The organism is Flavobacterium pokkalii (assembly GCF_014596575.1).
Lineage (GTDB): Bacteria > Bacteroidota > Bacteroidia > Flavobacteriales > Flavobacteriaceae > Flavobacterium > Flavobacterium pokkalii.
Genome location: NZ_NASZ01000019.1, coordinates 57,319 through 78,922, shown reverse-complemented (window position 1 = coordinate 78,922; position 21,604 = coordinate 57,319). Strand labels below are relative to the sequence as shown.

The 21,604-nt window shown below is 35.8% G+C and carries 15 protein-coding genes; 4 read left to right on the top strand and 11 right to left on the bottom strand.

The annotated features are described in order from the left end of the window. The first annotated feature begins 289 nt into the window (after positions 1–289). Positions 290–949 carry a TrmH family RNA methyltransferase gene (locus B6A10_RS12200; RefSeq protein WP_188221093.1) on the top strand — a complete coding sequence of 220 codons (660 nt, stop codon included), beginning with the start codon at positions 290–292 and terminating at the stop codon, positions 947–949. 60 nt (positions 950–1,009) lie between these two features. On the opposite strand, the gene B6A10_RS12195 is transcribed toward B6A10_RS12200, so the two are convergent. The 8 genes from B6A10_RS12195 to thrA form a co-directional block, all read right to left on the bottom strand. Continuing rightward, positions 1,010–2,605: a PepSY-associated TM helix domain-containing protein gene (locus B6A10_RS12195; protein WP_188221092.1), complete on the bottom strand. Its 1,596-nt coding sequence runs from the start codon at positions 2,603–2,605 to the stop codon at positions 1,010–1,012. A gap of 91 nt (positions 2,606–2,696) precedes the next feature. Beyond that, positions 2,697–4,853 (bottom strand): TonB-dependent receptor, encoded by a 2,157-nt coding sequence (locus B6A10_RS12190; RefSeq protein WP_188221091.1) that lies wholly within the window; start codon positions 4,851–4,853, stop codon positions 2,697–2,699. Between the two features lie 93 nt (positions 4,854–4,946). Further along, positions 4,947–5,327, bottom strand: coding sequence for a hypothetical protein (locus B6A10_RS12185; protein ID WP_188221090.1), 381 nt, complete (start codon positions 5,325–5,327; stop codon positions 4,947–4,949). 414 nt (positions 5,328–5,741) lie between these two features. Continuing rightward, on the bottom strand, positions 5,742–6,266 hold the full coding sequence (locus tag B6A10_RS12180; RefSeq protein WP_188221089.1) for a hypothetical protein: 525 nt from the start codon (positions 6,264–6,266) through the stop codon (positions 5,742–5,744). 231 nt (positions 6,267–6,497) lie between these two features. Next, positions 6,498–7,664, bottom strand: coding sequence for a DUF4062 domain-containing protein (locus tag B6A10_RS12175; RefSeq protein ID WP_188221088.1), 1,167 nt, complete (start codon positions 7,662–7,664; stop codon positions 6,498–6,500). Between the two features lie 212 nt (positions 7,665–7,876). Continuing rightward, positions 7,877–9,166 (bottom strand): threonine synthase, encoded by a 1,290-nt coding sequence (thrC, locus tag B6A10_RS12170; protein ID WP_188221087.1) that lies wholly within the window; start codon positions 9,164–9,166, stop codon positions 7,877–7,879. Between the two features lie 121 nt (positions 9,167–9,287). Beyond that, a complete protein-coding gene (locus tag B6A10_RS12165) occupies positions 9,288–10,208 on the bottom strand; it encodes a homoserine kinase (RefSeq protein WP_188221086.1) in 921 nt (306 codons plus the stop codon). A 94-nt stretch (positions 10,209–10,302) separates the two neighbouring features. Then, on the bottom strand, positions 10,303–12,750 hold the full coding sequence (thrA, locus tag B6A10_RS12160) for a bifunctional aspartate kinase/homoserine dehydrogenase I (RefSeq protein WP_188221085.1): 2,448 nt from the start codon (positions 12,748–12,750) through the stop codon (positions 10,303–10,305). Positions 12,751–13,315: 565 nt separating this feature from the next. On the opposite strand from thrA, the gene B6A10_RS12155 reads away from it, so the two are divergent. The 3 genes from B6A10_RS12155 (at position 13,316) to B6A10_RS12145 (ending at position 16,240) form a co-directional block, all read left to right on the top strand. Then, positions 13,316–13,960, top strand: coding sequence for a DUF47 domain-containing protein (locus B6A10_RS12155; RefSeq protein ID WP_026713824.1), 645 nt, complete (start codon positions 13,316–13,318; stop codon positions 13,958–13,960). A 31-nt stretch (positions 13,961–13,991) separates the two neighbouring features. Continuing rightward, a complete protein-coding gene (locus tag B6A10_RS12150; protein ID WP_055092708.1) occupies positions 13,992–15,326 on the top strand; it encodes an inorganic phosphate transporter in 1,335 nt (444 codons plus the stop codon). Positions 15,327–15,391: 65 nt separating this feature from the next. Beyond that, positions 15,392–16,240 carry a DMT family transporter gene (locus tag B6A10_RS12145; protein ID WP_188221084.1) on the top strand — a complete coding sequence of 283 codons (849 nt, stop codon included), beginning with the start codon at positions 15,392–15,394 and terminating at the stop codon, positions 16,238–16,240. On the opposite strand, the gene rimK is transcribed toward B6A10_RS12145, so the two are convergent. From rimK to B6A10_RS12130, 3 genes are all read right to left on the bottom strand, one after another. Continuing rightward, positions 16,221–17,609 carry a 30S ribosomal protein S6--L-glutamate ligase gene (gene rimK, locus B6A10_RS12140; protein ID WP_055092706.1) on the bottom strand — a complete coding sequence of 463 codons (1,389 nt, stop codon included), beginning with the start codon at positions 17,607–17,609 and terminating at the stop codon, positions 16,221–16,223. The two genes, B6A10_RS12145 and rimK, sit on opposite strands and share 20 nt — an antisense overlap. 251 nt (positions 17,610–17,860) lie before the next feature. Continuing rightward, positions 17,861–18,790 (bottom strand): hypothetical protein, encoded by a 930-nt coding sequence (locus tag B6A10_RS12135; RefSeq protein WP_188221083.1) that lies wholly within the window; start codon positions 18,788–18,790, stop codon positions 17,861–17,863. A gap of 80 nt (positions 18,791–18,870) precedes the next feature. Next, on the bottom strand, positions 18,871–21,420 hold the full coding sequence (locus B6A10_RS12130; RefSeq protein WP_188221082.1) for an ATP-dependent Clp protease ATP-binding subunit: 2,550 nt from the start codon (positions 21,418–21,420) through the stop codon (positions 18,871–18,873). Between the last annotated feature and the right edge of the window lie 184 nt (positions 21,421–21,604).

Here is a 21,604-nt window from a genome sequence, read left to right as displayed (position 1 = left end):
TTTTTGCCACGAATACACTAATTTGATGCTAAATATAGTTTTTTTAAATTGAAGATTTTATTAGATTTAATTAAAAGGAACACAGATTGGAGAAATTTAAGAAATTTTATAAAATAATTATAATCTGCGATTATTTTTCTAATTTCTCCAATCTGTGTTCCATAAAAAATTGAAATCGGGATGGATCTGTGAAATTTAATCTGCGGTTTAATTTTTATAAAGGAATTAGTGAATTCGTGGCTTTTTTTCTTTTTACTATTTTTGCATGCAAAAAAAATATAAAAGCCTAATGATTGATTTAGATTACCTCGCGTATTTAGAAACCATACTAACAGATAACCGCAAAGAACGTTTTTTAGAAGTTTTAGAAAACCGAACCAAACATTTTACGGTAGCCGTAGAAGATGTGTATCAGTTGCATAATACTTCAGCGGTAATGCGCAGTTGCGAGGTTTTTGGTATTCAGGAATTGAATGTTATCGAACAGCGTTTTGGAAAACGCATTGATAAACAAATTGCTATGGGCGCTCAAAAATGGGTCGATATTATTCGTCATGATTCGGTTTCGGGCTGTATCCATTCGCTAAAAGAACAGGGCTACCAAATTATAGCGACCACGCCCCATGAACAGGATTGTACCCTGGAAAAATTTGATATTTCTAAACCCGCGGCTTTGTTTTTTGGAACAGAAAAAGAAGGACTTTCGGAAGAAGTGATGCAAAATGCCGATGGTTTCCTGAAAATCCCGATGGTGGGTTTTACGGAGAGTTTGAATATTTCGGTTTCGGCAGCGATTATCATTCAGGATTTGACCAATCGATTGAGACGATCTGATTTGGATTGGAAACTAACTCCGGATGAAATTTTGCAAAAGCGTTTGGATTGGGCTCGCAATTCTATTCGAAATATAAAGGGAATTGAAGAAAGATATTATCAGGATAAGTTATGAGTTGTGAGTTGTGAGTTGTGAGTTGTTGGACAAACCCATAACTCACAACTCATAACTTTTTTACTTTCTAATAAAAAGAATCAATCCCAGAATACTAACGACCAAGATTGAAAGTGCTGCCAAAACCATTGTCAGGTCGCGGATGTTTTTTCCGGCCCAGTCCATAAATAAATATTTGTGCAAAATGGCAAAAGAATAGCCTTCTGCAATATCCGAATTGTTAATTTTTGCAGCCAGTCGGGAAGTGGCCGTTTCTATAAAATAAGTGGTTTTATCAGGCGTGTCATAAGCCAGTTTAACAACCGGTAAACGTTTGTTTACAAAACCATATTCCCGATTTTCAAAATTCGTAATGACTTTGGATTCTAACAATTTTACATTTTCTAATGAGATTTCCGATTCTTCCGGAATTTCAGGGGACATCATCTCGCAACAAGGGGCTTTTGGCGCGCCATCGGTAAAATAATAGGCTAAAAATTCGGCGTATTGTAAATCAAGATTTGGTGTGATTTTATTCGTTGCCGCATTGATATAAAAAACTTCTGTCTTTGGCGTCTCTTTTTTATTCCATTTTGAATTGCTGTCGAATTTCGGCTTTTTGAATTTGCTTTTGGATTGTTCCTTCAACTCACAACGGTAATAAATACTGTCGTTGAAGCTGATGATACTTTGATTTTGAAAACGATTCCAGTCTAAATTTAATTGATTGTTTGCCAATGAAATGTCGCTGGTTTTAAAAGTAGGTTCATAAACCATTTGGTCTAAGGTGTAAGGATCCCATTTGGTGGTGGCATGATAAGCCCCGCTAAAAGCAAAAGTCAGCGTGAATACCGAAATCCAGATTCCAATTTGGCGGTGGTATTTTCGGATGCCATTTTTTGGTTCGGCGCTGTCGGATTTTTTAAATTGTTTCCACAAAAATCCATAAATCACGATGCCACTAATGGCTGAAAGTCCAATGATAGACAACAAGAAAATCATCGTAATGATACGAATACTGTTGTTGCTGATAGCATCAAGAAACGACCAGTTATGGAAAACATCGAAAAACCAGATGAAGAATTGTCGGGATGCAGGATTGAATGTCGCTAATTTTCCGGATGAAGTTTCAACATAAACCTCCATTGTATCCGGGCGATCCAGCGTGATTTTATAAACCGGTAAATAGCGGTTAACATATTTGTACTGATGGTCAAATTCGGTGATGAGTTCGCTTTTTTTCAGGCTGCTTTTTTGATCGTCCAGAAAATAGCGGGAAAGCCATTCGGCATAGATTGCGTCTCCGTTTTTTAATTCATTTCCGTTCGAAGCATCAAAATACAATAAATCTCCGATGATGTTTTTAACCTGATAAAAAGTCTTATTATTGAACGAAACGATTCGGAAATTCTTGAATTGTTTGATGTTGTTTTTTGCTAAAACGTCCTGAATAGAAAGCGAAATTTGCTTCGGATGAATTAGCGTTGTTTCCAGTTTGTCATGCGCAATTTCAGGTTTGAAAAAATGCGCCATAAACGGATGCATCAAGCCCGAAAGCGTCCAGAAAATAACCGGAATAAGTGTGATAATCCCAATGGTACGATGCCATCGGTACATGTTTTGTTTGATTTTCTTAACGAATTTCGAATCTTTCTTTTTGTTGTTTTTCTTGCTCATTGTAGCATTTTTTTACCATTAAGGAATTAAGGAAATTTAGTTTTAGGGCTTAATAAACCTAATTTCTTAATGGTTTTTTTATGTGTTGTACTTATTTTTTTAGCGAAAAATGATATTGAATTCCAAAAACGAATGTTCTTGGCGCAGCAGCAGTATAAGTTGGTGCAGCCCCGCTAGTATTGGTTCGCGAAACATTGTAAGCATATAATTTATCGGTAAGATTCATAATGTTTCCGTAAAATTCAAAAGCTTTCCATTGGTAACCTACTCTGGCATTAAATAAATCATATCCGGCATATTTAACGGTATTGATTTGATTTTGATAATAACTGCCTACATGTTGCCATTCGATAGCAGCTCTGAATTTAGGCAGCCAATTGGGATAATAACTGATTTCTGAATTTCCGGACCATCTTGGCGCAGCCGGCATTTCTTTTCCGTTTAAGTTTTGTACCGGATCAGAAGGTTTGTTAGAAACTAAGAAATCGATAAAAGTGTGCTGTGCATAAGTTCCTCCTAAACGAATATTGAATTGTTTTGAAGGAGTGTAATTTGCGCCAAATTCAACTCCTTTATGACGGGTTTCACCAGCCGAACGATAATCAGTTGTATTGTCTTCCAGTTTTACGCTTAATAATTCGTTTTTTCCTTCCATGTAGTAAAAAGCATAGTTTAGGTTCAATTTGTTTTCCAATAAATTGAGCCATCCACCCACTTCATAATTTTCAAAAGTTGCCGGTTTTAGATTGTAATAGAACTCAGCTGCAACTCCTGTAGTTCCGCCGGTTCCTGATTTTGGAGTAAAGATGGAAGTGATTCCCGGAGGCGCAAAACCTTGCGAATAGTTTCCGTAAAAACCGGCTGTTTCCAATGGATTGTAATTCATTCCGGCTTTAAAAGTCGCTTTGTCATAGATTTTAGTTCCGCTAGAAAGGTCGATTGCATTATTGTAAGCCACTTTCATATTGTCATAACGACCACCTAAGGTAACCACAACTTGGTCGATGGGGTTGAAATTAAATTGTGCATAAGCTGCTTTGTTGTAAATATCTGCCGTATAATCCGTGATGCGGATGTCGGGTCTTTCGGCAAGAATTTCGTAGTGATCTACAGTTGGAGTTGTCGCTTCGGAATTTAATATTGCTTTTAAGTCAACACGATAAGCCCAATACGTTACCGGCGAATAATCGTATAAAGCGCCAGCGACTAATTTGGCGTTTAGAAGATCAATTTTTTGAGTGTGTTGCCCCAAAAGGCCGTAGCTTTTAAAGTTGTTCGAATTGATTTCACCCGTTGCTGTAGTCGGATTGCTGGTGGCGCTCCATTTGATTCGGTAGGTTGGATTTTGACCTAATTTATTGTCTCTGAAATAAGCCGTCAGGAAACTGGCTGAATTGTCTTTCCAGTCGTGTTCCAAAGTTAATCTTGTACGCAAAGCATCTGATTTTCGATAGGTAAAATCAGAAGTGCTGTTGTAGGTTCGGTTGTAAAACGAGTCTTCGTTGACCGTTCCGCTCATTTGAGAATAATATTTGCCATACATCGTATTGCTAATCAATCGGGTAGAAGGAGTGATGTTGTAATCTATGCGGGCGTTTAAATTATCTTTATTATAATCGGAGTTTTTCATCCAACTATGGGTTTGTAAACTTGAAATTCCGGCAATAAGGAAGCCGATTTTTCCAATCGTAGCGCCGCCGGCAGCCTGAATTCTGCGAAAACCAAAGTTGTCTGCCTGAATTCCAAATTTAAATTCCGGATTTAAACTTGGTTTTAAGGAAATAAAATTAACGGCGCCACCTACTGCTTCCGGTCCGTATAAAGAAGAAACAGGTCCTTTAACAACTTCAATACTTTGCAAATTAAACTGATTGATTTCCAATAAAGCATTGTGGTTAAAAATTCCCATGGGACGTATAGGTAAGCCGTCTTCCAGATACAAATAATAGGCATTGGTAGTCATGGGCTGACGAATAGCCATCATGTGTTGTTCATTGCCTAAATTCACCATCAACACACCAGGCGTTTTGTTTACCACTTCGTAAACAGCCGTGGCTTTGGTTTCGTTGATCGTTTTTGCGTTTAGTTTGCTAATAGCAACCGGAGTTTCTTTTCGTAAAGTAGCAGTACGATTGGCAGTTATAAAAACCTCTGCCAGTTCCTGAGTGCTTGTGGTGTCAACTTGTTTTTTATGTTGCGCAACAGCAAATTGGCTCATCATAAGGAAAGCCAGTAGAATATGTTTCATTTAGAATGGATATAAATTTAAGAATAAGCTCGTTTTCCCCGGACGATACCGCGGAAGTTTTCAATTGAAAAATTGAAAAACGATTTTAAAAATTTATATCAAATAGGACGGCGGTCTGAAAGTAGTCAGTGCTACCGAAGCCGTTTTCTTTTCTAAGGTGTAGAAAAGGGATTTTTCGGAGTAATTTGTCTCCGGAAATTGAAAGTTTTTAGCAATAAAGCTATTTTGAATGTAAACCAACTCCACTTTGTTGTCGAGGTTGTTTTGCATTCTTTTTTCGTTGTCGCTGTATTTTTTAAGGCTTTTTTCCAGTTCGCATCGCCCGTTACAGCTGTTGTTGACTAATTTGCGTTGCACACAAATGGTTTTGGCAATTTCGTCCTGATGCAATTTGAATGAGGTATAAACAAAAAAACTACCAAAAGAAGGCAGGAGCAAAAGAATAGAAAGTACTATGCTGAAAAAGGACTTCAAAAAAAGTGTTTTTTTGTTTCTGACTGCAAAAGTAAGAATAAATATTTTTTTTAGTTTGTTTTTTTTAAGATAATCTGTGGAAATAGTATGCACAAACTTTCATCCTACGAAGGACGGATCTCATTAAGTAACTCGACAATAATGTACCAGCGATTTCACTTTAACTTTTGGGATTTTGGTTTCAGTTGGTTTATTGAAGTAAGCAGGCACTCGTTGAAAACGAGCGCCAGTGGGACTTTTGTTATTTAAAATTTTTCTTTGCGGGCACAAGCGGGACGCTTGCGCTTGCGGGGGAGATGTTTTGTTGTTAGTAAAGGTTCTCGACTGCGCTCGAACTGACAGTACAAACTTGATTCACTCTGGTACTTGGCTGTGGTGAGTTCCTAATTGAATTGTGAAGCAGCGTGAAACACATTATTTCTCAAAAAGCTCTTTAATCATTTTAGGAACTTCTTTTTCCGGACTAGGAAAGTTGTGTAATTCTTTATTCTTATAAATATTGAATTCTGATTTTGAAATTACATCTCCCTTAGGCGAAATAATTACTATTTCTAATTTATCCAATATTTTTTTTAAATCCCATCTCCAAGTGTCATGATATTCGATTAATAAATCAAAATTTCCTAGTTCATCTCCTTTTTTTACAATTTCAGCTTGAACTCCATATTTTTCTACTTCGTTTTTTATAACAAGGTCAGTATTACCAATAATTTCGTGTTCTTTTGAAGGATCATCCGGTAAAATTACATAGCCAAGTGGCGTAATTGCACCAAACTTAAACTTTATGTATTGAGAGTTTTCGGCTGAAATGATATAAGCTTTCTTTTGCTCTTTGATTTCCGGAACCGAATATTTAACTGTATTTATTGTCCCGGAACAACTACTTAAAAGTATAATTAAAATGGTTAATATTCCTATGCAAGTAAAGTTCTTTTTCATGTTTAATCTATGCATTATTTCTTATGTTAGTCTTTATGGGCACAAGCGGGACGCTTGCGCTAGCAGGGGGCTTGGCTGCGGTGAGTTCCTAATTGAAATTATAATGGCAAAATGTAGCGTTTGCAACGCGGGTATAATCGTGTTTTTAACCGCGTTGCAAACGCTTCGATTGGTTTATTGAAGTAAGTTGGTACTCGATGTAATCGAGCGCTAGAGAGGTACGTTTTTTATTTAAACAGATGGTATTTCTTCATCATCGAATAGTTGTCTTTGTTGTTGTAATCTATCTAGATATTCTCTGAAATCTTCTCTTTGGTATCTAATTGTCATTAATCCGTTTCGCATATCATTTAATGCATCAAAAATTATATTTCTGATATCACTTGATAAAGCTATAAAGGCTTCAAATTCGAGTGCAAGTTCATTAATATATTCTGTAGAATATCTGACTTCATAAAAGGTATTGTCATTTTTGACCATTAAGGTTTTCATTCTCATTATTCTGTTACTTGAAATCATTGAATCATCAAGTTCAATTATTCTAGTTACACCTACAACTTCACTAATAAAAGCATCCCATGTTATATTTTCATTTAAAACTCTAGAATAGTCGGTTAGTCTTAAATTTCTTAAAAAATCAACTAGTTTTCTAAATCTTACAACACCTCTTGCAACGTCTCTTTCATTACTGCTTCCAATGCTTGTTAAAATTGCAGTTTTTAAATCTTCAAATTGGTTTGACAAATTGTCAATTCTCTTGAATTCTAATTGTTTGTTTCTACTCTCATTAAGCAATTTTTGAAATAGTCCAGCCCATTGTTTTTTTAATGCTTCATCTATATCTTCAAATTTTGAGAATGTATTTATACTATTTCCTTTTGTTCTATGGCGCAAAAAATTAATGAATTCAAAAATGAATTCAGCTGTTTCTGGTTTTTCAATTGAAGGAAACTCAATATCTTTTAAAATAGGTTTAGATTTATTTTTTTCATAAAGTTCGTGATCGTTCCAAAGCCTACTATCTATAAAAGTAAAAATTGGTATTTCAGTTTCTACCGCTTTTAAGATTTCAAGTTGTGTTACTGAAATGTTTTCTTTTTTCTTAAGATGCTCAACACTTTTTGATTTTTCAAGTATTGCATCAAAATCAACTTTTGAGATTGCTTCAGGGATTGCTTTTCCACCAAATCTAGAACCTACTAATAGGATAATAATGTCACAAGTTACTATTTCTTCAATACAGGAAGTATGAGTATGGATTCTTGGGTCGTAAAGAACATCATTATAGTCACTCATAATAGGCTCATAACCTATAGATGTTAAAAAATTTCTAAGCTGACCTCTTATAGGTCCCAAATCAAAACAAGTTGAAGATACAAATACTCTTAATGATGCCATATATTATTTATTTCGCGTTTTTTTTTAATGTCACATGACTAGTTTTATGTTTAATTGGCATGTTATAGACATGTTTTTGTTGATATTATTGCGTATAATTTTTTAATGCGTTTTACAAAAATAAAAATATTTCTTACTTATCAAAGAGTTGACTCATAAAAAAACGGCTAAGAATTCCTCCTTAGCCGTTTGTATATTTAAGTTTTGAAAGTTTATCCTAAAAATGCTTTCAATTCGTCATACGTTTTAATTTTAGTGCTTACTTTTTCCTTGTTCAGTACGCTTTCAATTTGTGTTGGAATTGCCAATTGTACGTTTAATACAGCTTCCACAATATCTAAAAACTTAATTGGGTGAGCGGTTTCTAAGAATACCCCAATGGAATCCGGGAAACGCTCTAATTCTTTTTTCAATCCTAAGTAACCTACCGCTCCGTGTGGTTCGGCAATGTAACCATCGGTGTTGAAGATGCGCTTCATGGCTTCTTTAGTTTCTTCGTCGTTATAAGTATAGGAAGAAAAATCTTTTTGAAATTGCTCTAAATCGTTGTTGTAAAGTTCCTGAATACGGATAAAGTTACTTGGATTTCCTACGTCCATTGCATTCGAAATGGTAGCAATAGACGGTTTTGGGTCATAGATACCGTTTACTAAGAATCTTGGAACCGTATCGTTCACATTAGTAGAAGCAACAAAATGTTGTACTGGTAAATCCAGTTTTTTAGCCATGATTCCGGCACAGATATTTCCGAAGTTTCCACTTGGGCAGGAGAACACAATTTCTTTGTTTTGGGATTTCAAAGCTTTGTAAGCAAAGAAGAAATAAAACATTTGTGGCAACCAGCGCGCAATGTTAATCGAGTTAGCCGAAGTCAGATTTTTGTGTGTCAAAGTTTCGTCTAAGAAGGCTTTTTTAACCATGTCCTGACAGTCGTCAAAAACACCATCTACTTCCAGCGCTTTGATGTTTTGTCCCAGTGTAGTTAATTGTCTTTCCTGAATGTCGCTCACTTTTCCGGAAGGATATAAAATCACAACGTCAACGCCTTGTACACCAAGAAATCCGCTGGCAACCGCTCCTCCGGTATCTCCCGAAGTCGCTACTAATACGGTGTTTTTGTTGTCTTTTTTGTCTTTGTTAAAATAACCCAAACAACGCGACATAAAGCGCGCTCCCACGTCTTTGAAAGCCATCGTTGGGCCGTGGAATAATTCTAAGGAATAGATTCCTTTTTCAACCGGAACAACCGGAAAGTCAAAACATAAAGTTTCGGCAATAATTTGTTTTAAAGTGTCAGCAGGAATTTCGTCGCCTACAAATTGTTGGATGGCTTCGAAGGCAATTTCCTCGTGGCTTAAATTTTCGATATTGTCAAAAAAAGATTGCGGAAGCGGTGTAATGCTTTCCGGAAAATACAATCCTTTATCGCTTGCTAATCCCTGAATTACAGCTTCCTGAAAAGAAACTTTTGGGGCGTTATGGTTTAAACTGTAGTATTTCATTTTTTTTATAATAGTCCTTAGTTGTTAGTGCTTAGTCCTCAAAGATTTATAGTCCTTAGTCCTTAGTCCTTAGCTTTATTAATATATTTCTAAGGACTAAGTACTAGGGACTAAACTACTTTTAAAGAACTTTCATTCCTGTATCGTTCACTTTACACACATGAATTTCATAAGGTAAATTGATTTCGTCGTAAACGGCACACATTCCTTTGGCGATTTTTTCGGCAGTTTCTTTTCCTCTGCTCAAGGCAAAAATAGAAGGACCTGAACCGGAAATTCCTGAACCCAAAGCGCCGTTTTCGTAAGCTGACTGTTTGATTAAATCAAATCCCGGAATCAGTACGCTGCGCAATGGTTCTACGATTTCGTCGTGCAAAGAACGTCCAATCAGGTCGTAATCCTGTGTGTACAATCCAGCTACGAGTCCGCCTACATTTCCCCATTGCGTGATGGCACTTTTTAGGGAAACGGTTTGTTTTAATACGGAACGGGCATCCGATGTTTTCAACTCAATTTGCGGGTGAATTACAGTAGCATACAATTCGTTCGGACTGTCAATTTTGATAATATCCAAAGGATTTGAACTTCTTACCAAAGTAAATCCGCCTAAAAGGGCTGGAGCAACGTTATCGGCATGGGCATTTCCCGAAGCTAATTTTTCACCTTGCATGGCAAATTTTACCAATTCTTTTCGGCTAAAAGGTCGTCCCAATAGTTCATTGGCACCAAAAACCGCTCCGGCTGAACTGGCTGCCGAACTACCAATTCCGCTTCCGGCCTTGATGTGTTTGTATATTTCGATTTCGAACCCGAAACCGGCGTTCGTTTCTTCCAGCATGGCTAATAAAGCAACACCGGCAACGTTTTTCTCGGTTTCCAGTGGCAAGTTAGCTCCCTCAATCTTTGTGATGCGAACCCCTTTTTCAGCTGATTTTCGAACAATCATTTCGTCGCCCACATTGTCTAAACACAATCCCAAGACGTCAAATCCGCAGGAAAGATTGGCAATGGTAGCCGGACAAAATACTTTTACTTCATTCATTTTTTTATAGTTTCTGAGTGGCAAAGTTCCAAAGCGGCAAAGATTCATATTTAAACTTTGAAACTTTGCGACTTAGCATCTTAGTTACTCTTTTTTAAACATTTCCAATTCTGATTACATCGGCAAAAATTCCCGAAGCAGTTACCGCAGCACCGGCACCGGCACCTTTGATTAATAAAGGCTGATCTACGTAACGGTCGGTATAGAATAAAACGATGTTGTCTTTTCCTTCCAAATTGTAGAACGGATGGTCTTTAGGGATAAATTGCAATCCTACATTGGCTTTTCCGTCAACGAATTCAGCGACAAATTTCAATCGGCTGTCTTTTGCTTTGGCTTCCGCCAAAATGCCTTCAAAATGACTGTTGTATTCAATTAAAGATTTGAAGAAATCTTCATTATTAGTCGTTTCCATGCAGGCAGCAGGTAAAAATGATTTGTTTTCAATATCCTCGATTTCCATTTTGTAACCGCTTTCGCGAATTAAAATCAGGATTTTACGCGCAACGTCAATTCCGCTTAAGTCAATTTTTGGATCCGGTTCTGTAAATCCTTGTACACCTGCTTCTTTAACCACATCGTGGAACGAATTGTTTTCGTCAAAATTGTTAAAGATAAAGTTCAAACTTCCGGATAAAACCGCTTGAATTTTGTGTACTTTATCTCCCGAAGCGATTAGGTTTTTCACCGTATCAATAATTGGTAATCCCGCACCTACATTGGTTTCAAACAAGAAAGGGGCGTTGTACTGACGGGATAATTTTTTTAGATTTTTATAATTGTCATAAGCCGAAGCACAGGCAATTTTGTTACAGGTTACCACACCCACACTTTGTTTTAAGAAACGCTCGTAAATGGCAGCAACATCAGCATTGGCAGTGATGTCTACAAAAATAGAGTTACGCAGGTTAAGCGCAGCTACTTTTTCAATGAACAATTCCTTATCTGCTGTTTCACCGTTTTCTAAAGTGTTTTGCCAGTTGTCTAAATCAATTGCATCATCGTCAAAATGCATTTTTCTGGAGTTAGACAAAGCAATTACGCGAACGTTGATTTTTAGATTTTCTTTTAAGAATTTCTTTTGTTGGTGGATTTGTTCGATGAATTTTTCACCTACGTTACCCACACCCATTACAAACAGGTTTAATTGTTTGGTGTTTTCCTCAAAGAAATTTTCGTGCAACGTATTCAATGCTTTTTTAACGTCTCTTTCGTTAATTACCGCTGAAATGTTTCTTTCGGAAGCTCCCTGAGCAATCGCACGGATGTTTACGTTGTTTTTACCTAAAGTACTAAACATTCTTCCGCTTAAACCTTGGTGGTTTTTCATGTTTTCACCCACTAACGCAATAATGCACAAGTTTTTCTCCACAATGCAAGGATCGATTTTGTTTTGAGCAATTTCGATTTCAAAAGCTTTGTTGATCGCATTTTCAGCAACATCGGCATCTGAATTTAAAATTCCGATACAAATAGAGTGCTCTGATGAAGCCTGAGTAATGAAAATAACATTGATGCTTTCCTGAGATAATACTTCGAAAAGTCTTTTGGAAGAACCTGTGACTCCAATCATCCCAGGGCCTTCAAGTGTAATCAATGTAATGTTGTCAATATGGCTGATTCCTCTTACCGGATTGCCATTATGAGCCGATTCGTTTGAAATATAAGTTCCTTCCGCTTCAGGTTCAAAAGTGTTTTTAATATGAATAGGAATATTTTTTCTTAGTACAGGCTGAATTGTTGGCGGATATAAAACTTTCGCACCAAAATGAGACAATTCCATTGCTTCCTGATACGAAATAGTTGCAATAGGTTGTGCCTGTTTTACAATTTTAGGATTGGCTGTAAACATACCGTTTACGTCAGTCCAAATTTCTAATTCAGTAGCATTTAAGGCACCGGCAATAATAGCTGCTGTATAATCAGATCCGCCACGACCTAAAGTTGTATTGATATCATCTAATGAACAAGCAATAAATCCTGGCATAACTACTACCTGAGAATCATTGGCACTAAAAAAAGCAGTAGTTAATAAATTTGTTACTTCAAAGTTTACAGCTGCTTTTCCGTAGTTGTTGTTGGTCTTAATCAACTCGCGGCTGTCTTTGTAGCTACTGTTTTTAAGGTTTTGTTTTAAAGCTTCGGCAATGATGTATGATGAAAGTAATTCGCCAAAACTTAAAATAGTATCGGATGTTCTCGCAGATAATTCTCCTAAAAGAAAACAGCCATCTAAGATTGTTTCTAAATGGTTGATGATTCTTTTGATATGACTTAATAAGCTACTTTGTTCGCTTACAGGGATTAATTCTTTTAAAGCATCTAAGTGTTTTTTCTCAATTTCTGCAACAATGTCTTTGTAGGTTTCGTCATTAGCAGCAGCTTTTGATGCCGCTAATTGCAATAGATCAGTCACTTTACTAAGTGCAGAAACCACTACTACAAGTCTGTCTTTTTTAGCTTTGTTTAGAACAATATCAAGAACTAGTTTTATATTTTTTGCATTGGCAACCGAAGTTCCGCCAAATTTTAATACTTTCATTTTGTTTGTTTTATTTTAAAAATGCAATATTTTATATACACCCAATACCTTTCTTCTAATAAAAAAGCATGTATGAATTCAGGATTATATGTAATAGATAAATACCCCTAAGGGGTAGTAGTAGTGGTAACAGAAATGGCAACCCCAATTGGAGTTGAAATCGAAGATTGATATGTAGTTCTGTTGTTTTTCATAAGAGTTCCCAAAAATACAGTTTTTTATAAAAAACCAAAAGCTTTATGAGGTTTTTGTGAATAATTTTTTAAAAAAGCAAATATATGTCTTTACGCTCTTTAATTGAAACGAATTGTTTTTAATTTTTTTGAAAAAAAATGCTTTTTTGTAAAAAATAATAAAGAGGCAGGAAACTTTCTGTAGCTGGTTTTGGAGCCTTTTGTGGGTTTTTATGTGTGAAAAGTCAGAATTGTATTTTGGTTGCTCGAAATCGAGGGTGAAAAAACCGATATGAGACAAAAAAATCAGGGAATGAAGGATTAATTTTTAAAATATCTTTAACATGAAATAAAAAAAAGTATTTTTGCTTTCTAAAAAAATTAGTTAAAAAATGTCAATAAACAGTATTTTCCAATTTTTAGTACCAAAGGATAAAAAATTCTTTCCTCTTTTTGAAGAAGCTTCCAGTAATTTGATTGAATTAGCTTCTAATTTGCACGAAGCTGTAAATCTTCCTTTAAAAGAAAGAGAAGTGCTTTTCCAAAAAATTGATGAGTTAGAACAAAGGGGAGAAGATATTACACGTCAAACCAATTTAGAGTTGAGTAAAAATTTTATTACTCCTTTTGATCGTGAGGACATTCACTCTTTAGTTACTTCTATTGATAACGTTGCTGACCGTTTACATGGTGCTTCCAGTATTATGCGTTTGTATCAGGTAGATAAGATTACAAAGTCAATTAGAAAACTAACAGAAATTAACTTAGATGCCTGTCAGCATATTGAAATTGCGGTAAAAGAATTGCGTGATTTTAAAAATGCTCATAAAATTAAAGCGGCTTGTGCTAAGATTTCGAAATTGGAAAACAAATCCGATAATGTTTATAATAAAGCTGTTTTTGAAATTTTTGAGAATGAAACAGATGCTAAGAGCATTATTAAATATAAAGAAGTATTGTCTATTCTGGAATCAGCTACGGATAAATGTAAAAGTGTAGCCAGCGTTTTAGAGTCTATTTCGGTTAAACATTCTTAAAATTTAAATTATTCTTTTGAAATAAAAAGGTATGGCTTTACTTATTACAATTATAGTTTTAGCACTTATTTTTGATTACATAAATGGTTTTCATGATGCGGCTAATGCTATTGCAACAGTAGTTGCGACAAAAGTACTGACTCCGTTTCAAGCAGTGGTTTGGGCTGCTTTTTTTAATTTTTTAGCTTACTGGGTTTTTGGTTTTGGAGTAGCAGATACCGTGGCAAAGACAGCGCATACGATTGATATTAATTTAGTCGTTATTTTAGCGGGTGTAATTGCGGCTATTTGCTGGAATTTATTAACCTGGTGGTTAGGAATTCCATCGAGTTCTTCTCATACATTAATCGGTGGATTTGCCGGTGCAGCTGTGGCTCACGCTATTTATATGCACGGTTTTTCAGATTATACGGTGGTTGAAGACGGGGTAACTATTACCAGACATTGGTATAATATTGTAAACTGGTACGATCCCGGAAAACCAGGCGGATTGCCAACAGGAGTAATAATCATTATTGCTTTTATTGTTTTGGCGCCATTAGTAGGAGCGATTGCTTCTTATTTAATTTCGATTTGGTTATTGCATTCAGCAGGAAAAAGTATTTATCCTAAGATTTTTACAGCCGCTTTGATGGTTTTAACTGTTTGGTTTGTTGCTCACATGGTAGAGACCGAAATAGAAAAACCAAGATTTGAATCTCATTTTTGGAGTGTGGCTTTAGAACCTCATAATATCAAATGGTTTTTGGTAGGTTTTATTGTGTTATCGGTAAGTACTTTTTGTTTGTTTTTTAGTAGTTTAAACTATAATCAATCGGAGTCAATTCTTAAAAAAATGCAATTACTTTCTTCTGCGGCTTTCAGTTTAGGGCATGGAGGAAATGATTCTCAAAAAGTAATGGGGATTATTGCGGCAGCAGTAATTGTTTACATTAATAAAGAAGGCGTTGTTTTGGAAGATATGCCAAGCTGGTTGCAGGTGGCTTTACCGGATGGAGATACACCAGGAATTATGCCGGAATGGATTCCATTAGCCTGTTATTCGGCAATTGCAGCAGGAACTTTAAGTGGTGGTTGGAAAATTGTAAAAACAATGGGGTCTAAGATTACTAAAGTAACTTCTTTTGAAGGAGTTGCTGCAGAAACCGCCGGAGCTTTAACTTTGTATTTTACAGAGCACTTAAAAATTCCGGTAAGTACTACGCATACCATTACAGGTTCTATTATTGGTGTTGGGTTAACTAAACGTGTTTCGGCGGTTCGCTGGGGAGTAACGGTGAGTTTAATCTGGGCCTGGATTTTAACAATTCCTATCTCGGCACTTTTGGCTGCTATTTGTTATTATCTGTTGAAAATTTTCCTGTAAAATAAAAAAAAATCTAAAGCCATTCGACAGAATGGCTTTTGTTTTTTTTATCTAAAATTAGTCTGATGTTGTATTTGATATTGAGTGTGATTTGCAGTGTTTCGGTAGGTGTGATTTTTAAAATTGCCCGAAATAAGGAAACCAATGCGAAGCAGATTGTGTTGTTTAACTATGTTTTTGCACTTGTGTTTTGTCTTTTGGTTTTTTCTCCTGAAGTAACAGCTTTAAATAATGAAATTCCAATTTTTCTGTATCTCGGCTTAGGAATTTTGTTGCCCGTGGTTTTTATGTTTTTGATTGCTTCAATTAAAAATATTGGAATTGTAAAAACCGATGCGGCTCAAAGATTGTCTTTGTTTGTGTCTATTTTGGCAGCCTGGTTGCTTTTCGGGGAACAGTTTGTGTTGGTAAAACTTATCGGAATCGGAATTGGTTTTGCGGCTTTATTTTGTGTTTTGAATAAAACATCCGAAAATCAAAACAGAGGTTTAAAATATCCGGTTTTGGTTTTTTTAGGCTTTGGTTTAATTGATATTTTATTCAAAAAAGTAGCGGCTTTTACAGCGGTTCCTTATACCACTTCGTTATTGGTGGTTTTTGGAATTGCGTTGTTTTTAATGTTTGCAGTGGTGTTGTATGAAAAACTACGATTAGGAATTGGTTTTGAAGCTAAAAATTTGTTTTTTGGTTTCTTTGTTGGTTGCTTTAACTTTGGGAATATTTTGTTTTATTTAAAAGCGCATCAAATATATTCCTCCCATCCATCCACTGTTTTTGCAGGGATGAATATGGGAGTAATTTTGTTAGGAAGTTTGGTAGGAGTGATTGCTTTTAAAGAAAAATTATCAAAGCTGAATTACTTCGGACTTGTTTTAGCGTTATTTTCAATTGCTTTTATAGTTCTTTCGGCTTAGCATTAGATTCTAATTTAAAGTTTTTTTCAATCGCTTTAATCATTTCTCCGGCAATATCTTTGTGAGTTGCTGTTTCGATTCCTTCCAGTCCCGGGGAGGAATTTACTTCTAATAACAAAGGTCCTTTTGAAGAGCGAATAATATCCACACCGGCTACTTTTAAATCCATCGCTTTGGCGGCTTTAATGGCAATTTTCTTTTCTTCAGAAGTAGCTTTAATCACCGAAGCAGTTCCGCCAAGATGAATGTTCGCTCTGAATTCTCCCGGCATGGCTTCACGCTGAATAGAGGCAACGACTTTTCCGTCGATTACAAAACAGCGAATATCTTTTCCGTTGGCTTCTTTGATGAATTCCTGAACCAGAATGTTGGCATTTAAACTTTTGAAAGCATTGATAACGCTTTCGGCGGCTTTTTTGGTTTCGGCTAAAACGACTCCCTTACCCTGAGTACCTTCCAGTAATTTGATGATTAGCGGAGAACCGCCTACCATTTTTATCAAATCGTCGGTGTCCAGCGGAGAATTGGCAAATCCGGTGGTTGGGATTCCGATTCCGCTTTGCAGTAATAATTGCAGGGAAAAAAGTTTATCTCTGGATTGGGTTATGGCGGTTGATGAATTTAAGCAAAAGACATTCAGTGCTTCAAATTGACGCGTTAAGGAGCAGCCGTAAAAAGTAATGCTCGGACGAATTCGAGGAATAATAGCGTCAAATTGATTCAGAATTTTCCCGCCACGATAATGGATTTCCGGTTTTTTTGCATCCAGTTTGATGTAGCATTCTTTGATGTTTAGAAAATGCATTTCATGACCGCGCATTTCGCCGGCTTCCATAATTCGTTTGTTGCTGTACAATTCAGGATTGCTGGCTAATAAACCAATACGCAAGCCGCTTGGCGCTTTTTCTGAATTTTTATAAATCTCTTTAAGATTGTCGTTAGTAGGTTGTCCAAGTAAAAATTGTTGTTCCGGATCAACCAGAATCCTTCCGCTCATGGCTTCGCGCCCTAGCAGCATTCGGAATCCCATCGTGTCTCTGTTGGTCAGAGTCATTTCTATTGGCCAGCTTGATTCGCCAATTTTTAAATTGGTTTGGATAACAAAGCGCTGTTCGCGAAATCCACTGGAGCTTTTTACGACTCTTTTGTCAATCAAAGGAGCTTCGCAATGGATAATGGTTTTGGAATTGTTTTGTATTGGGTTAATGTCAAATTTAACCCAGTTAGAATCATTTTTGGTGAACGGAGCAATATTGATAGCATGCAAGGCAGAAGTTTTAGCTCCTGAATCGACTCTGGCTTTAATGATTGGAATGCCTAATTCTGGAAAAGAGCACCATTCTTCGCTACCAACTATTACTTTATTCATTTTGCTTTTTATTGAGGTGATGGGATTTTTATAAACGTCAAAAGTAGTTATTTGTTATTGAAAAGAAAGGAAATTGTGTTAAAAGAATAAACCCGTTAGGTTATGAAAACGTAACGGGTTTTATTAGAAAATTTTATTATTCAGTTTTTTTTAGGGTTTCTAAAACTTCATTTAAATCATCAATTAACGGTATATGTGTGTTTAAAAAGAAAGGGTATATTGTTTTGTTAATTGTTTCAAGTTCGGGTGTGTTATTTTTTAAGAATCCTAAAAAAACCTTCTGAAAAACTATCGTTTAGATAGCTCTCATTTTCGATTAAATTAATAATCTCTGGAAACAGTTGTAAATTACCGCCGGGTATTGTATCGATTTCTCTAAAATAATATTTCTTTCTAAACAGTATTACTTCGTTTAAATTTGAGATTGTGTATTTTGCGTAATTTGAAAAAGGTTTTTCGGCTTTTCCGTTAAAAACATCATCGATGTCTTTATCATAAATGAATTTAAGTAGTCCAATAGCACGTTTGCAATAGGAATTACCTCCTGCAATTTTTGCTACATTGTTTTCTAAATAACATTTATTACCTTCAAAACCATATTTGCTTCCCATTTCATTTACTTTGTAAGCATTTGAGAAGCTAAAATTAGCTGAAAAATAATCTTCTTTTTTATCTTTATTTCTGATGAACTTATATCTCATACCAGAAGATATGACCGAACGACAACCGGGCATGTGTATTTGTGATTCTTTATCATTGATATAATTATGAATTCTAGATACTATACCAATAAATTGACATAATTCAAAAGATAAATTTGAAAAGTGATTCTCGATTTCTTCTGATGATTTAGATTTTTTGGTGAGTAATCTATTTAGTGGTCCAAATGTTTGTCCTTGGTCTGGTTTTCCGATTGCTGGTAAAAATTCAGATTCAATGTCCATTCCTAGAATTAATGCGTCATTAAATCTGGAAATACGAAAAGATTTAGGGAAAAATTGTGGGTTTTTAGATTGAGCTGTTTCAGTTAAATCTAATGCTTCTTCTAGTATTTTTAATCTTTCAATTGCTTCTTTTCCAATTTTAGTTCTAACATCATAACTTGAAATTTCTAAGTGACTAGAAAATCCTAATAAATTAATAAAAGCAGATATAGAGTAGATGTTATTTTTGTCTTCCATGTTTTTTAATATTAATCATAAATAAACCCGTTAGGTTGTGAAAACGTAACGGGTTTATTAATAAAAAGGATAGCAGTTTGTTATAGATTAGTTGTTTCTCCTGCTTTGTTAATTTTTACACTTAATTCTTGTGAACCGTCTTCGATATCCATAAAAATTTCGTCTCCGGCGGCAATTTTCGAAGTAATGATTTCTTCGGCTAAAGCGTCTTCAACATATTTTTGGATGGCTCTTTTTAGAGGTCTGGCTCCAAATTGTTTGTCGAAACCTTTGTCGGCGATGAAAGCTTTGGCTTTATCAGATAATTTTAAAATATAGCCTAAATCTGCAATTCGGGCGTATAATTTTTTCAATTCGATTTCGATAATTAAATCAATATCGTGTTTTTCTAAAGCGTTGAATACAATTACATCGTCAATTCGGTTTAAGAATTCAGGTGCAAAAGTTTTCTTCAAAGCGTTTTCAATGATGCTTTTCGAATTGTCATCAGCCTGAGCTACTTTGGCAGCAGTTCCAAAACCAACTCCCTGACCAAAATCTTTTAATTGTCTGGCTCCTACGTTAGAAGTCATGATGATAATGGTGTTTTTAAAGTCGATTTTTCTACCTAAACTGTCTGTTAAGAATCCGTCGTCTAATACTTGTAACAACATGTTAAATACGTCCGGATGTGCTTTTTCAATCTCATCTAAAAGAACTACCGCATACGGTTTTCTGCGAACTTTTTCAGTCAATTGTCCCCCTTCTTCGTAGCCTACGTATCCCGGAGGCGCTCCAATTAAACGAGAGATGGCAAATTTCTCCATGTATTCGCTCATGTCAATTCGAACTAAAGCGTCTTCAGAATCGAATAATTCTTTGGCTAAAACTTTCGCTAATTGGGTTTTTCCAACTCCTGTTTGACCTAAGAAAATAAACGAACCAATTGGACGATTAGGATCTTTTAATCCCGCACGGTTTCTTTGGATAGAACGGGCAATTTTGATTACGGCTTCTTTTTGACCAATAACTTTACTTTCGATAAGTTCCGGTAGTTTAGCTAATTTATTGCTTTCTGTTTGTGCGATACGATTTACAGGAATTCCGGTCATCATCGAAACTACATCGGCAACATTGTCTTCCGTTACTTGGATTCGGTTACTTTTAGCATCTTCTTCCCATTGTTCTTGCGCAACAGCTAAGTCTTTTTCAAGACGTTTTTCATCATCTCTAAGTTTAGCGGCTTCCTCGTATTTTTGTTTTTTAACAACAGCGTTTTTTAATTCTCTGATGTCTTCTAATTGACGCTCTAAGTCTAATATTTTCTTAGGAACTTCAATGTTGGTAATGTGTACACGAGAACCAGCTTCGTCCATAGCATCAATAGCTTTGTCTGGTAAAAAACGCTCCGACATATATCGGTTGGTTAGTTTTACACAGGCTTCAATAGCTTCCGGAGTATAAGTTACATTGTGATGGTCTTCGTATTTATTTTTAACATTGTTCAGAATAGTAATTGTTTCTTCTACAGAAGTAGGTTCAACAATGATTTTTTGAAAACGTCTTTCTAAGGCACCGTCTTTTTCAATATATTGTCTGTACTCATCAAGAGTTGTGGCACCAATACATTGGATTTCGCCTCTGGCCAAGGCTGGTTTAAACATGTTTGAAGCGTCAAGTGAACCTGTAGCTCCGCCAGCACCCACAATAGTGTGAATTTCGTCAATAAAAAGAATGATGTCGTCATTTTTTTCTAATTCGTTCATCACGGCTTTCATACGTTCTTCAAACTGTCCTCTGTATTTGGTTCCGGCAACTAAGCTGGCCAGATCCAAAGTAACTACGCGTTTGTTGAATAAAATACGGGAAACTTTCTTTTGGATAATACGCAAAGCTAAACCTTCGGCAATAGCTGATTTACCCACTCCCGGTTCTCCTATTAATAAAGGATTGTTTTTTTTGCGACGGCTTAAAATTTGGCAAACACGTTCAATTTCTTTTTCGCGCCCCACCACAGGATCCAGTTTTCCTTCTTCGGCCATTTCGGTTAAATCTCTACCAAAATTGTCTAAAACCGGTGTTTTCGATTTTTTATTAGACTTATTAGCAGGATTGTTGAAACTGCCTTCTTTTAAACTGTCATCTTGTCCTAAATCGTCGTTGTAAGAGTCTGTAGCTCTTGGTAAGTTTTCTAAGAATTCTTCTTCGTTTGGTGTCATATTCAAATATTGTTCTTTGGCTACGTCATAATCTATTTTTAGTTTATTGAGTAGCTTGGTTGTAGGGTCATTTTCGTTTCTTAAAATACATAGTAACAGGTGAGCGGTACTTACTGAAGGGCTTTGGAAAACCTTAGCTTCCAGAAAGGTTGTTTTTAAAGCGCGCTCCGCCTGGCGTGTCAAATGCAGGTTTTTCTTTTCTAAATTACTATCTATTCCCGGGATTGCAGGGCTTAGGATTTCTACCTTTCTGCGTAAATGATCCAGGTCTATAGACAGGTTGTTTAATATTTGTATTGCTTTACCATTACCATCTCTAAGGATACCAAGCATCAGGTGTTCTGTCCCAATGAAGTCATGACCTAGTCGTAAAGCTTCTTCTTTACTGTAGGTAATAACATCTTTTACTCTTGGTGAAAAATTGTCATCCATAATTTTTATTTCTAGTATTGTAAATTTAGTGAATTGTTAATTGAAAAACAAAAACCATACCTAAGTACTTATGTCAGCTAATTGACGAAAAAAATGAGAAAAACGCTTGTTTTTTTCTTTAAAATAGTAAACAAAAGTGGAGCTTTGTTTGTTAATAAATCTTTGAAATTAGTACGAGGAAAAG

What these genes read in the sequence shown, in the direction of transcription:
- B6A10_RS12165 (WP_188221086.1), bottom strand. Translation starts at nt 10,208, where the DNA reads ATGAATGAAGTAAAAGTATTTTGTCCGGCTACCATTGCCAATCTTTCC.
- B6A10_RS12135 (WP_188221083.1), bottom strand. Translation starts at nt 18,790, where the DNA reads ATGGAAGACAAAAATAACATCTACTCTATATCTGCTTTTATTAATTTA.
- B6A10_RS12180 (WP_188221089.1), bottom strand. Translation starts at nt 6,266, where the DNA reads ATGAAAAAGAACTTTACTTGCATAGGAATATTAACCATTTTAATTATA.
- thrC (WP_188221087.1), bottom strand. Translation starts at nt 9,166, where the DNA reads ATGAAATACTACAGTTTAAACCATAACGCCCCAAAAGTTTCTTTTCAG.
- B6A10_RS12150 (WP_055092708.1), top strand. Translation starts at nt 13,992, where the DNA reads ATGGCTTTACTTATTACAATTATAGTTTTAGCACTTATTTTTGATTAC.
- B6A10_RS12130 (WP_188221082.1), bottom strand. Translation starts at nt 21,420, where the DNA reads ATGGATGACAATTTTTCACCAAGAGTAAAAGATGTTATTACCTACAGT.
- B6A10_RS12190 (WP_188221091.1), bottom strand. Translation starts at nt 4,853, where the DNA reads ATGAAACATATTCTACTGGCTTTCCTTATGATGAGCCAATTTGCTGTT.
- thrA (WP_188221085.1), bottom strand. Translation starts at nt 12,750, where the DNA reads ATGAAAGTATTAAAATTTGGCGGAACTTCGGTTGCCAATGCAAAAAAT.
- B6A10_RS12155 (WP_026713824.1), top strand. Translation starts at nt 13,316, where the DNA reads ATGTCAATAAACAGTATTTTCCAATTTTTAGTACCAAAGGATAAAAAA.
- B6A10_RS12195 (WP_188221092.1), bottom strand. Translation starts at nt 2,605, where the DNA reads ATGAGCAAGAAAAACAACAAAAAGAAAGATTCGAAATTCGTTAAGAAA.
- B6A10_RS12200 (WP_188221093.1), top strand. Translation starts at nt 290, where the DNA reads ATGATTGATTTAGATTACCTCGCGTATTTAGAAACCATACTAACAGAT.
- rimK (WP_055092706.1), bottom strand. Translation starts at nt 17,609, where the DNA reads ATGAATAAAGTAATAGTTGGTAGCGAAGAATGGTGCTCTTTTCCAGAA.
- B6A10_RS12145 (WP_188221084.1), top strand. Translation starts at nt 15,392, where the DNA reads ATGTTGTATTTGATATTGAGTGTGATTTGCAGTGTTTCGGTAGGTGTG.
- B6A10_RS12175 (WP_188221088.1), bottom strand. Translation starts at nt 7,664, where the DNA reads ATGGCATCATTAAGAGTATTTGTATCTTCAACTTGTTTTGATTTGGGA.